Source organism: Paenarthrobacter nicotinovorans, assembly GCF_007670255.1.
GTDB classification, from domain to species: Bacteria; Actinomycetota; Actinomycetes; order Actinomycetales; family Micrococcaceae; genus Arthrobacter; species Arthrobacter nicotinovorans_B.
The window spans coordinates 157,827-169,364 of sequence record NZ_SZVS01000012.1 but is presented as its reverse complement, the minus strand read 5'-3'; the positions used below and the strand labels follow the sequence as shown (position 1 = coordinate 169,364).

General features: G+C 64.3%; 11 protein-coding genes and 1 rRNA gene. 8 read left to right on the top strand and 4 right to left on the bottom strand.

Translation table 11 applies throughout. The features are described 5' to 3' along the window. From rrf to FDP28_RS17350, 3 genes are all read left to right on the top strand, one after another. Positions 1-76: ribosomal RNA gene (gene rrf, locus FDP28_RS21025) — 5S ribosomal RNA — on the top strand; the annotation flags it as partial. Positions 77-200: 124 nt separating this feature from the next. Next, entirely contained in the window at positions 201-692 is a 492-nt protein-coding gene (locus tag FDP28_RS17355) for an SRPBCC domain-containing protein (protein WP_144662850.1), read from the top strand. Then, entirely contained in the window at positions 685-1,206 is a 522-nt protein-coding gene (locus FDP28_RS17350; RefSeq protein WP_260842517.1) for a GNAT family N-acetyltransferase, read from the top strand. Before FDP28_RS17355 ends, FDP28_RS17350 begins: the two co-directional genes overlap by 8 nt. 27 nt (positions 1,207-1,233) lie before the next feature. On the opposite strand, the gene FDP28_RS17345 is transcribed toward FDP28_RS17350, so the two are convergent. Next, the gene (locus tag FDP28_RS17345; RefSeq protein WP_144662849.1) at positions 1,234-2,256 is read right to left on the bottom strand and encodes a LacI family DNA-binding transcriptional regulator; all 1,023 of its coding nucleotides are present in this window, start codon (positions 2,254-2,256) and stop codon (positions 1,234-1,236) included. Positions 2,257-2,275: 19 nt separating this feature from the next. Continuing rightward, a complete protein-coding gene (locus FDP28_RS17340; RefSeq protein ID WP_186313676.1) occupies positions 2,276-4,003 on the bottom strand; it encodes a glycoside hydrolase family 13 protein in 1,728 nt (575 codons plus the stop codon). Positions 4,004-4,237: 234 nt separating this feature from the next. Here FDP28_RS17340 and FDP28_RS17335 point away from each other — a divergent pair, with 234 nt between their 5' ends. The 5 genes from FDP28_RS17335 to FDP28_RS17315 all read left to right on the top strand — a co-directional run bounded on the left by FDP28_RS17335 (position 4,238) and on the right by FDP28_RS17315 (position 9,148). Then, positions 4,238-5,698 (top strand): FAD-binding oxidoreductase, encoded by a 1,461-nt coding sequence (locus FDP28_RS17335; RefSeq protein ID WP_260842516.1) that lies wholly within the window; start codon positions 4,238-4,240, stop codon positions 5,696-5,698. Between the two features lie 86 nt (positions 5,699-5,784). Continuing rightward, positions 5,785-6,366: an RNA polymerase sigma factor gene (locus tag FDP28_RS17330; RefSeq protein ID WP_144662848.1), complete on the top strand. Its 582-nt coding sequence runs from the start codon at positions 5,785-5,787 to the stop codon at positions 6,364-6,366. Beyond that, positions 6,363-7,187 carry a peptidase M56 family protein gene (locus tag FDP28_RS17325; protein WP_144662847.1) on the top strand — a complete coding sequence of 275 codons (825 nt, stop codon included), beginning with the start codon at positions 6,363-6,365 and terminating at the stop codon, positions 7,185-7,187. Before FDP28_RS17330 ends, FDP28_RS17325 begins: the two co-directional genes overlap by 4 nt. A 163-nt stretch (positions 7,188-7,350) precedes the next feature. Then, positions 7,351-8,697 (top strand): MFS transporter, encoded by a 1,347-nt coding sequence (locus tag FDP28_RS17320; protein ID WP_260842515.1) that lies wholly within the window; start codon positions 7,351-7,353, stop codon positions 8,695-8,697. Beyond that, positions 8,663-9,148, top strand: a complete 486-nt coding sequence (locus FDP28_RS17315; RefSeq protein WP_144662846.1) for a pyridoxamine 5'-phosphate oxidase family protein — start codon at positions 8,663-8,665, stop codon at positions 9,146-9,148. Before FDP28_RS17320 ends, FDP28_RS17315 begins: the two co-directional genes overlap by 35 nt. 84 nt (positions 9,149-9,232) lie before the next feature. Here FDP28_RS17315 and FDP28_RS17310 read toward each other — a convergent pair whose 3' ends face one another. Together FDP28_RS17310 and FDP28_RS17305 are read right to left on the bottom strand one after the other, a co-directional pair. Beyond that, a complete protein-coding gene (locus FDP28_RS17310) occupies positions 9,233-10,477 on the bottom strand; it encodes an amidohydrolase family protein (RefSeq protein ID WP_144662845.1) in 1,245 nt (414 codons plus the stop codon). A 37-nt stretch (positions 10,478-10,514) separates the two neighbouring features. Continuing rightward, positions 10,515-11,537 (bottom strand): ABC transporter ATP-binding protein, encoded by a 1,023-nt coding sequence (locus tag FDP28_RS17305; RefSeq protein ID WP_144662844.1) that lies wholly within the window; start codon positions 11,535-11,537, stop codon positions 10,515-10,517. Position 11,538 lies beyond the last annotated feature (1 nt).

Here is an 11,538-nt window from a genome sequence, read left to right as displayed (position 1 = left end):
GAACCCGGAAGCTAAGACCCACAGCGCCGATGGTACTGCACCCGGGAGGGTGTGGGAGAGTAGGACACCGCCGGACACACATTCAGAAAGGCCCCAACCACGACGGTTGGGGCCTTTCGACTTTAACAACCACACACACCATGCAATAAGGGCAGCCTCCGCCACCCCCGGCGCCTCCAGCCCCGGTAGAGTGGGTGGTCATGGAAAATCTCTTCAGCCACCCTGAACAAGAGCCCCAGGCCTCCCGCACAGGCGAGGACCTTGAGCCGCTCATCGTCAGTGTCGTAGTCCCCACGACAGTCCCCCATGCCTTCCAGGGATTTACGGATCATCCCCATCTGTGGTGGCCGCTGGAAGAGGAGAGTGTTTACGGCGCTGGCTCCCACGTGGAGTTTGAGGAGAACCTCATCCTGGAGACGGCCGAGGACGGCCGTACATCAGTGTGGGGCACCATTGATGACTGGCAGCCGCCGTTGTCCTTCCATGCCAGCTGGTACCCCGCCGGCACGCCCTTGTGGTCCACCGAGATCCGGGTGGTCTTCAGTGCAGTGGAGGGCGGCACGGAAGTCCGCCTGATCCATGACGGCTGGGAGGGTGCAGAAGATCCTGCAGCTTCGAGGGCATCCTACGTCGAAGGCTGGCCCCGGGTTCTGGAGCGCTACGCAAGGTTCATGGGCGGAGCAGTTGCCTAGGGTTCGCAGGCTCAACGCAGGGGACTGGCAACTCCTGAAGAAGGTTCGTTTGGAGATGCTCGCGGATACGCCCATGGCCTACATCGAGAGCATTGACGCTGCACGGCGCCAGACGGACAGCCAGTGGCAGGAACGCGCCGTCGCCATGTCCGGTGACGCGAGCATCACCCTGGTGGCCGACGACGGTGAGGATGGCTCCAGGTTCTGTGCCCTCATGCGGGTAGCCGTGAAGCATCCCCAGGATCCGAGCCGGCCGCTGCAGGCAGTGCTTATCAGTGTGTACGTAGCGCCCGAATATCGTGGACTTGGATTGGCCGATGAACTCCTGCAGCAGGCGAGCGAGGCAGCGGCGAACGAGCTCGGCGCACATTTCCTTGAACTGGGTGTCCACGAGGACAACCCGCGTGCCCAGGCTTTCTACCGCCGCCACGGTTTCGTGATGAACGGCGCCAGCCGCCCCTACCCGCAGGACACCACCAAACTGGAACTCTTCATGGAGCGCCCGCTGCCATAGAGGCCCCGTGGGCGCGTTACCTGCGCCCTAAGTGACAACAGCTTTCGGCACGGCTGTGCTGTTCCGAATCACCAACGTGGTGGGGTGTTCAGCATCGGCAGGCTCGAGGACCAGGCCGTTGTTGATCGCTCCCAGAAGCGTCCGGACGGCCAGCGCCCCCTGGCCTTTGGCGTCCTGGTCGATCGTGGTCAGGCCCAGGACGGCTCCAAGGTCGTGTCCGTCGATGCCCATGACGGAGAGGTCCTCAGGAATGCGTAGTCCGAAATCGCGGGCTGCCAGGATGGTGCCGATAGCCATTTCATCGGAGGCCGCGAAGACGGCGGTGGGCCGGTCACGTGCACTCCCGAGCAGTTGCCGCGCCGCGGCGTACGCACCTTCGATGGTGAAGTCAGCCGTAACGATCCATTCGGGCCTGACCTTGCAGCCGGCGTCGTTCATTGCCTTTTCGAAACCGCTGCGGCGGGTTCCGGGCAGCTGGAAGTCTTGGTCGTAGGCTTCGTTTCCCGTGATGTGCGCGATCTTGCTGTGCCCAAGCCCCAACAGATGGTTGGTGGCCTGCATTGCTATGCCGGCGTCATTGATCCGGATGGTCGAAGCTCCCGGAAGTGGACCGCCAATGCCCACGATGGGCCGGTGCATGGCGTGGAGTTGCCGGGTCTCGCTTTCGCTGAGTTCCAGGGACACGGCGATCACAGCGTCGACGCGTTTGCGCAGCAGGAAATCGCTGAAGACGCTGTGGCGGCGTGCAGGGTTTTCGCCGATGTTGTACAGGGTGAGGTCGTAGCCGGCTTCGAGGAGCGCTGCCGAAGCACCCTCGACCACCGCTGAATAGAACCAGCGGTGGACCGAGGGAACCACCAGGCCCACGTTGTGCGTACGGCCGGAGGCCAGGCTGGAGGCATGGTAGGACAACACAAAACCGAGCTCGGCAGCCGCGGCGCGTGCGCGCTCCCGGCTGGCGGGGGAGACGTGCCCTTTGCCGCTCAAGGCCCGCGACACCGTGGCGACGGAAAGCCCTGCGTGCTCGGCTACGTCCTTGATGCCGGTCATGCTGCTCCTTGGAGGGAAATTAGCTGGCTGAAAGCCAGATTGTCTCCCCCGAGCCTAGTGGATGCGTGGCTTCGGCCGCGGAGCTGCGCAGGATGACCTCGCCCGCTGGCAACGGAAGGGATTCCGCCCCGACGTTCATGACAACCAGGGTGTTTCCATTCAGGTACGCGAGGGTGGATTCCGTGCAGTAGTCCTCCACCCAGGCGAGCGACCCTGCGCCCAGCCGCAGCCGCGCCCGTTCGGCAAGCAGCGCGCGGTACAGGTTAAGGTGCGACGCCGGATCGGACTCCTGCTGGTCTCTCGCCAACGTGGGCCAAGACTCGGGTTGTGGCAGCCAGGGATCCAGGCCGTGCCCAAATCCCGCGTGGGGTTCAGCAGAACGCCAAGGCAGCGGAACGCGGCAGCCGTCGCGCCCGATCCTGGCCCCACCGGTGCGGGCGAACGTGGGGTCCTGGCGCATGCTTGCCGGGATGCTCGTGGAGTCGGGAAGGCCAAGCTCCTCGCCTTGGTAGAGGTAGGCACCGCCCGGCAGGCCGAGCATGAACGCGGTCGCCGCGGCAGCCCGCCGTCGTCCGAGTTCTTCGTTGGGTTGGACGTCGTCCGGGCCGATGCCGTCGCCGTCACGGGGGCCCGGGCCGTCGTAGCCGAAGCGCGAGACGTGGCGGACGACGTCGTGGTTGGACAGGACCCAGGTGCTCGGGGCGCCCACTGCGTCCAGGGAGATCAACGAGTCGGTGATGATGTGGCGCAGGCGGTTGAGGTCCAGGCCGGCGTGCAGGTAGGGGAAGTTGAAAGCCTGGTGCATTTCGTCAGGGCGGACCCATTGGGCCAGGCGGGGGAGCGGATCCACGTTGGCCTCGGCGCACAGGATGCGGTCCGGGCCGTACTCCTCCAGGATGGAACGCCAGCGACGGTAGATGTCGTGCAGGGCTGGCTGGCCAAACATGGGAGCGTCCTGCCCCGGGAAGCCTTCTGAACTGTTGCCGTCGGCCCGTCCGCCCCAGTTCGGCAGGCCGGGAGCCTTGACCAGTGCATGGGCTACGTCCACCCGGAAGCCGGAAATTCCACGGTCCAACCAGAAGCGGAGCACGCGTTCGAACTCGGCGTGGACCGCAGGGTTGTCCCAGTTGAAGTCCGGCTGCGAGGAATCGAAGAGGTGGAGGTACCACTGTCCTGCCTGGCCGTCCGGCTCGATGACCCGGGTCCAGGCCGGTCCACCGAAGTGCGACTGCCAGTTGTTGGGTGGTTCGTTGCCGTCCGGTCCAAGTCCGTCCCGGAAAATGAAGACCTCCCGCTCGGGGCTGTGAGGTCCCGCTGCCAAAGCGGCCTGGAAAGCGACGTGCTGGTCCGAGCAGTGGTTGGGGACGATGTCGGCAATCACCCGGAGATTGAGCCTGTTGGCTTCGGCAATCAGGGCATCGAAGTCTGTCAGCGTTCCGAACAGGGGATCGACGTCGCAATAGTCGCTGACGTCGTACCCGGCGTCACGCTGGGGCGAGCGGTAGAACGGAGACAACCAGACGGCGTCGACTCCCAGGCCTGCCAGCTGCGCGAGCTCGGCGGTGATGCCCGCGAGGTCGCCGATGCCATCGCCATTGAGATCCCGGAAGGACCGCGGATAGATCTGGTAAATCACTGCGGAACGCCACCAACCGTGGGCCGTGGAGGCATCGTGGATGGGGGTGATTTGCGTAAACGCTGCAGGGGGCTCGACGGCGGAATCCTGGAGCAAGGAATCAACGGACATGGAGTCATCGTAGAAGAGGATCACCAAAATTGTAAACGCTTCCAGTGCTAAGGCTGCTGTTATTACAAGCTTTTGACTATGCACGCCGCATTGCGTGCAGCGTGACAGTCGGACTGGTGGAAACGTTTGCAGATGCGGCCCTGAAAGCATCCGCGATGCTCTGGCTAGACTGGCCTGACGACTGCGAAGACTGCCGGTTTGGCGTGTCCGCGTTGCTCATGTGGAGGGAATGTCTTGTCGGACGAAACGGCCATCGCCGGAACATCAGCAGAAAGCATCAGAAGCCGCACCATGGGTGAGGCAAACGCCGGGGCGCGCACTGAACGTGGGGCCTTCCTGGACGGGCTCGCCAGCGGCCTCGAGGCCAGGCAGGTAGCCCGGGACGAAGAAACCCTGACGGTCTACTCGGTCGATCAAGGGCCAATGGTGGAGCGGCACCTGCCGCTCGCCGTTGTGTGGGCCGAATCGGTGACGGACGTGCAGCACGTGGTTCGAAGCTGTGCCGCGCACCAGGTGCCGATCGTCGCCCGCGGGGCCGGAACCGGTGTGTCCGGAGGGGCCCACGCCACCGAAGGCTGCATCGTCCTGAGCCTGGAGCGGATGAACCGCATTCTGGACCTTAACCCCGATGACGAGACCGCCGTCGTCGAACCCGGCGTCATCAACGCCGACCTGAACGCCGCCGCCGCCGAATACGGCCTGATGTATGCCCCCGACCCGGCAAGTTACAAAATGTCCACCATTGGCGGCAACGTCGCCACCAACGCCGGAGGGCTCCGCTGCGCCAAATACGGGGTGACACGCGACTCGGTGTTGGCCTTGGACGTTGTCATGGCCGATGGGTCACTGATGCACACCGGCCACCAGACCTTCAAAGGCGTGGCCGGCTACGACCTCACGGCGCTGCTGGTGGGCTCGGAAGGAACCCTCGGCATCGTGGTGGGGGTGACCGTCCGGCTGAAGTACCTGCCGCGGGAGGTCCACACCATCGCGGCGTTCTACCAGGACTTCTGGAGTGCCGCCGCGGGCGTCCTGGCCGTGGGGAAGGCGCGCGTGCAGCCAGCCATCATGGAATTGCTCGACAACGGAACACTGGTCCAGCTTGATGAACTCCACGGAGGGGATCTGCAAAAGCGTGGCAAGTCGTTGCTCCTGATCCAAACCGACGGTTTCGGTGCGGCTGCAGAGGCCGACGTCGTCCGGCAGGTTCTCGCCGCAGGCGGCGCCACAGTGACCACGGAAGCCAGCGCCGAGGCCGAAATGCTGGTGGAACTGCGCCGCAACAGCCGCGGCGTGGAGGTGGACGATGAGTTCAGGGTGGGCGAGGACATCGCCGTGCCGCGGTCACGCCTTGTGGACTTCGTAGCCTCGCTCGAGGCAATGGCCAAGCGCTTCGAGGTCAACCTCAAAGTGGTGGCCCACGCCGGCGACGGTAACCTGCACCCAACGTTCTGGATGGACCGGGTCGATCCCGCAACAGACGCCGATGCCTTGGTGCGACTCAATGCTGCCCTGGACGAATCGATCCGTGTGGGCCTGGAGATGGGTGGCACCATCACCGGTGAGCATGGGGTAGGTCAGTACAAGCTGCGGTGGCTCGGGCTGGAGCAGCCTGAACCGGTGCGCGAGCTGCAGCGCAGGATCAAAGAGCTGTTTGATCCGCAGGGAATCCTGAATCCGGGGAAGGCCATCTAGCGTCAGACGCTGCGCGGGAGCCGGGACAGGTTTCAGAACTTTCCGAAGGTGTGAAACCTTTTGCCGGCTCCCGGACAATACAGGGCATGGGGAACAATGAGGCCGGGGATTTTCGGCTGTGGCAGGAAAGCCTGAGGGGCGACGGTGCCTCCTTCGGACTGCTGTTCGATCGGCACCGGGACCGGATCTTCCGCCACGCTTATCGGCTGGCTGCAGACCGGACCGAAGCCGAAGACATCATGTCCACGGCATTTCTTGAACTGTGGCGGTGCAGGGCCAAAGTTCGGCTGGTCGAGGGATCGGTGCTTCCGTGGCTGCTGGTAACAACCACGAATATCGCCCGGAACAGCAAGAGGGCCATGTTCCGTTACAGGAAATTGCTCGACTCCCTGCCGAGATCCGAAGCGGCGAGTACGGCCTCGGATGAGTTCGTGCTCCAAAAGGAGATGGACCAGGACGCTGCGCGGGCACTGGGCACGCTCAACAATCTTGACCTGCACCTCGTGAGCCTGGTCATCTTCGAGGATTACACCATCGCCGAGGCCGCGAAAGTGTTGGACCTGACGCCCGCGGCCGCCAAAACCCGGATGCACCGTGCGCGTCAAAGGATGAAAGCGGCATGGGGCACGTTTCAGTCAGCACCTGCATTGGAAGGCGACCGATCATGAGCCAGTTACAGCCGGATGAATTGTTGAGTAGGGCCCTGCGCTCAGAGCTGGTCGCACGGGTTCACAAGGCCTCCCCGTCCCGAAAACGCAAGCACATGCGGTTTTGGTTGGGAGCAGGCTGCGTGGTGGGCGTCGGGCTCTTGGGCGGTGTAGGCGCAGCGGCGGCAGGATATTTCGTGATGCCGGGGAGCCAGCAAGTGACGTCCCTCTCCGCGCCCGTCTCGGGGAGCTATGAAGGAACAGCCACCGTCGACCTCGGCGAACCGCCTGCCGGCACCACAGGTATTCAAATGGAGCTCACGTGCCTTTCACCTGGATTCCTCAAAATCGGCGACGGGGGAGCTGGCCTTGGCTGCACCAGCGAGGACCTTGTCCGGGGCCCCTACACCTCCCGGGGAATCAGCCCGCTCATACCTGGCCGGACGACCCTGACGATTTCCACTGGCTCCAACACGCGCTGGAAGATCACTGCAAAGTACGTCAATCAGGAAACAACTGAATGGGCCGTTAACGATGACGGAAAGACCTACGGCATGGAGAACGAAAAAGGGGCGCCGGACCTGATCGCTGTGATTGCGACCAATGAAACGCGGGGCTACGTGTACAGAACGGATCTGGAAGAGGCGGACGGGACGGCTGCGATGAAGACCTTCAGGAGCCCTGCCGATGCTTTGGCTTGGCAGGAGGCACGGGCGGGGAAGTCCGTGGCGATTCCCGTGTATGACGTCAACGGCAAGAAAGTGGTGGGGGAGTTCGTCATCGGCGGTGGGATCGCCGTTGAACAGCTCACGGTTCCTGTTCCTTCTGCTGGCATGCAGTGACCCGCGGGCGAGGGGCACTCCAGCACTGATTCTCAGTGGTATCCCAAGTTTACTCGCGGTCGAGTGAACGTCAGGTTAACCTCGCGCAATAACGCGGATTTACATCCAAGCGATCAACCCATACTCTTGTTTGGTATACCAAAGAAGCCATGAGGAGATCGACGTGTCAGAACAGCGCCGGGCGGTGCCCCAATCTTCGGGACGTCGCTCCCACGTCCCTACGGCTCTGGTGTTGCTCGCCTTGGTGCTGGTGTCTGTCAATCTCCGTCCCGCCATCACCACAGTCGCGGGCGTCATGGCGCAGGTGCCCGGGGTGTTCGGCCTGGATCCGGCTCTGCTGCCCCTGCTGGGCACCCTGCCTGTGTTGGCTTTCGGCGTGTCCGGGCCGATCGGACCGTGGTTGGCCCGACGCCTCGGGACCGGCCGGCCCGTCGCCGTCGCGCTGATGGTATTGGCGGCAGCATTGATTGTCCGCTCGACCGTACCTGCACTCCTGTTGCCCGGGACCTTCCTGGCTGGTATGTCCATCATGACCGCCAGCGTGCTGGTGCCCCAGATCGTCAAGGCCAACAGGGGGACCGGCTGGTGGACGGGGCTGTGCACCATGGGATTCGGTCTGGGCGCTGCGCTCGGTGCCGGCCTGGTCCAACCCCTGGAACTGGCCTTCGGCGGCAATCTTGCTTCAGCCCTGGCGGTGTGGGCGGTACCGGCCCTCATCGGTGCGTTCCTGATCCACCGCTCTGGAGGGCGTCCGACGGCGGCACTCGCCTCGTCCGCCTCCGTCACCACGGCGGTCGGCGCCAAGGGGGACGGCGCGCCAGGAGCGCCGTCGGACGTCCCGCCGTCGGACGTTAGCGCTCCGCTCAGAAGGCAACCCACCGCGTGGGCCGTGACGGCCTTCTTTGGCCTCCAGGCCATGCTGTACTTCGCCATCACATCCTGGCTGGCGGTCTACCTGGTGTCCCGTGGCCTTGGCCCTGCCGATGCCGCTGCACTCCTTGCTTGGTTCAGCCTCGCCGGACTCCCGGCCAGCCTGCTGGCTCCCGTCCTGGCCAGCCGGCCTGCGATCCTTCGGATCCTGGCGCCGGGGCTGGGACTCTCGGTGGCTGCGGCACTGCTGGGTGTTCTGGCGGCGCCTGCGGAGCTCCAGTTCCTGGCAGTGGGGATCCTGGGGGTTGTGCAAAGCGCCGGGTTCGGACTCGGCATGGCCTTGATGGTGATTCGATCAGCCGGACCGGAGTCGGCCGGGAAACTGTCCGCCATGAGCCAAGGGTTTGGCTTCGCGCTGGCCTCGTTGGGTCCGTTGCTGGCAGGCCTGCTGCACGAGATGAGCGGAGGCTGGGAGGTAACCTTCTGCGTGCTGGCCGCGGAAGCGGTGGTGCTCGCCGTCGCCGGCTTCTTCGCCATCCGCGGGCCTTTGGTGAGCGTCGGTACCGGGACTGTCAGAGGGCAATCCAGCGGCGTATCCTCGCGGTATGAGCAACTCATCATCGACGAACCAGCCAAGTAGCCCGGCTACGGAGATCCTTGAAACCAACGAATGCTGGGAGCTGCTCCGCAGCGTTTCGGTGGGCCGGCTGGCTGTGGTGGTGGACCACCACCCGGACATTTTTCCCGTGAACTACAAAGTGGACCACGGCACCATGGTGTTCCGGACAGGAGAAGGCACCAAGCTGCACGCGGCACTCAGCGATACCCCTGTCGCCATCGAGGCCGACGGCGTGAATCCTGAAACCGGAGTGGCCTGGAGCGTAGTCGTCAAGGGACAAGCCACCGCTGTGAGCCTGACGCAGGAAGTGCTGGATACCATCGGCCTCCTGCTTTTCCCTTGGGAGGCGGGCCAGAAGGACCAGTTCATCAGGATCATTCCCTCTTCCGTGACCGGACGCCGGTTCACGGTTACGCCGCCGGATACGTGGTGGACCCCGATGGATGGAGCACCCACGGCGCGGAGCGAGTAGGCCGGACAGCAAAGAACCCGCCCTTACGCGGAGTCCTCACCGTACGACGGCCAGAGCTCCGTGCAAGAGCGGGTTCGGCAACAGCTAAACGAGGTCCAGCTGGTCCGCCACAACGCGACCGGCATGAATGACCGTGCGGTCCTTGCCCCGGTCCATCACCGTGGAGGCCACGGTTTCCCCGTCCACCAGGAGCAGCTCCGCGGGATCGCCGACCTCGACGCCGGGACGGTGGGCGCTGTCCTTCAGCCTGGTCGCGCCGGGGTCCAGAATGCTGGCACCACCGACGGTGGCGATCGCCAGGCAGTGCTCAATCAGCTCGTCCTTCCGGAAACCGTGCGTGAAGGCCAGCTGCCAGGTTCGGTCCAGCATGTCGGTATTGCCGTAGGGGGACCAATAGTCGCGCTGACCGTCCTCGCCCAGGCCAAGGCGGACCCCGGCCTCGGTCAGCAGAGGTATGGGCAGCTGACCGGCGGCAGCGGGAGCAACCGAAGCCAGGGAGACGTCAAGCTCCGCGAAGGCATCAATCAACCTCCGGGTGGTGGCCTCATTAACGCTGCCCAGCTGGTAGGCATGGGACATGGTCACCTTGCCCTGCATGCCCAATGCGCGGGTGCGCTCCAGTACCAGATCGGTGCTGAAGACCCCCAGCTCGCCCGGTTCGTGGAGGTGGATATCGATGGGAACCTGGTATTTCTCAGCCAGCCCGAACACGATGTCCAGGTGCCTGGCCGGATCCCGGTCCAAACTGCAAGGATCAATTCCGCCCATCACGTTGGCCCCGGCTTTGAGGGCTTCTTCCATGAGTTCCACGGTGCCCTCCTCCAGCAACAGGCCGGCCTGCGGGAAGGCAATGATGTCCACGGACGCCTGCGCCGCGAACTTCTCCTTGGCGGCAGCAACGGCGTCGAAACGCTCAAGACGGCAGTCCACGTCGACCTGGGCGTAGGAACGCACCCGGGTGGTGCCCCGCGCGATCATCCGGCCCAGGGTGTCGTTCACCCGGTCCTGCAAGGGCACCTCGGCGTTGCGCCAGTTCTGCCGGTCGTTCATCATCATGGTCCACACACCCGGGCCGCCGGTGTGCTCACGGAACGGCAAGCCGATCCGGGTGGAATCCAAGTGGACGTGCACGTCGGAGAAGGACGGCAGCAGCAAGCGCCCACGGCCTTCCACTACGGTCACGTCACCTGGAATGACGCGTGACGGGTCATGCGGTTCGACGGCGGTGATCTTGCCGCCCGCTTCGACGCCGCCCGCTTCGCCTGAGGCCAGGGTGACGTCGCTGAGGGCCTGCCCCCAGGGGCGGACGGCGCGGATCAGGGTATTCAATGGTTGCTCCTTCGGTTGTGAATCCATTGACTGCCGGTTATTGCGCGGCGGTCAAGACTTTCGTGGCATTGTCCACGTGGTGGCAGGCCAGCGCAGCGAGGGTGGCCGGTGCAGGAATCGAGTCGATGCAGCGCCGGCGTTGTTCCTCCGGCAGCGTGCCAATCAGCGGGCAACGGGTCCGGAAGACGCATCCGCTCGGCGGATTGGCGGGAGAGGGAAGATCACCCCGGAGCCGCACCTTCACCTGATCCCGGGCAGCACGCGGATCCGGCAGCGGGACCGCGGACAGCAGGGCCTTGGTATAGGGGTGCAAGGGGTTGCCGAACAAAGCATCACGGGGTCCTTGTTCCACGATCCTGCCCAAGTACATAACAGCGACTTCGTGGGAGATGTGCCGGACCACAGAGAGATCGTGGGCGATGAAGATGTAGGAAACCCCGGTGTCCCGCTGGATTTGCTGGAGCAGGTTCACTACCTGCGCCTGGACTGAAACGTCCAAGGCGGACACAGGTTCGTCGCACACGATCACCGACGGGTTCAGTGATATGGCCCGGGCGATGCCCACCCGCTGCCGCTGCCCGCCGGAAAATTCATGGGGGAAGCGGTTGTAGTGCTCCGGCTTCAGTCCCACCTGGTCCAGGAGTTCCTTGACCCTGTTCTTCAGTCCGCCGGGCGGGTTGATCTTCTGCGCCACCATGGGAGCCGCGATGGCGGTCCCCACGGATTGCCGCGGGTTCAGGGATGCGAAAGGGTCCTGGAAGATCATCTGGACCTTGCGCCGGAAGTTGTACAGGTCCCGGCCGCGCAGCTGGCTGATGTCCTCGCCGTCCACATGGATTCGTCCGCCGGTCGGATCCAGTAGCCGGGCCACCATGCGTCCGGTGGTCGACTTGCCGCATCCGGACTCACCGACCAGCCCCAAAGTCTGGCCTCGAGCGAGACTGAACGATACGCCGTCGACCGCTTTGACCGAACGTTTGGCGGCGCCCGGAAGGAGGCCGCCCTTCAGCGGAAAATGTTTCTGCAGGTTCTCTACCTGGAGAATTGCTTGCTGTTCCATG

What these genes read in the sequence shown, in the direction of transcription:
- FDP28_RS17305 (WP_144662844.1), bottom strand. Translation starts at nt 11,537, where the DNA reads ATGGAACAGCAAGCAATTCTCCAGGTAGAGAACCTGCAGAAACATTTT.
- FDP28_RS17355 (WP_144662850.1), top strand. Translation starts at nt 201, where the DNA reads ATGGAAAATCTCTTCAGCCACCCTGAACAAGAGCCCCAGGCCTCCCGC.
- FDP28_RS17345 (WP_144662849.1), bottom strand. Translation starts at nt 2,256, where the DNA reads ATGACCGGCATCAAGGACGTAGCCGAGCACGCAGGGCTTTCCGTCGCC.
- FDP28_RS17325 (WP_144662847.1), top strand. Translation starts at nt 6,363, where the DNA reads ATGAGCCAGTTACAGCCGGATGAATTGTTGAGTAGGGCCCTGCGCTCA.
- FDP28_RS17330 (WP_144662848.1), top strand. Translation starts at nt 5,785, where the DNA reads ATGGGGAACAATGAGGCCGGGGATTTTCGGCTGTGGCAGGAAAGCCTG.
- FDP28_RS17315 (WP_144662846.1), top strand. Translation starts at nt 8,663, where the DNA reads ATGAGCAACTCATCATCGACGAACCAGCCAAGTAGCCCGGCTACGGAG.
- FDP28_RS17340 (WP_186313676.1), bottom strand. Translation starts at nt 4,003, where the DNA reads ATGTCCGTTGATTCCTTGCTCCAGGATTCCGCCGTCGAGCCCCCTGCA.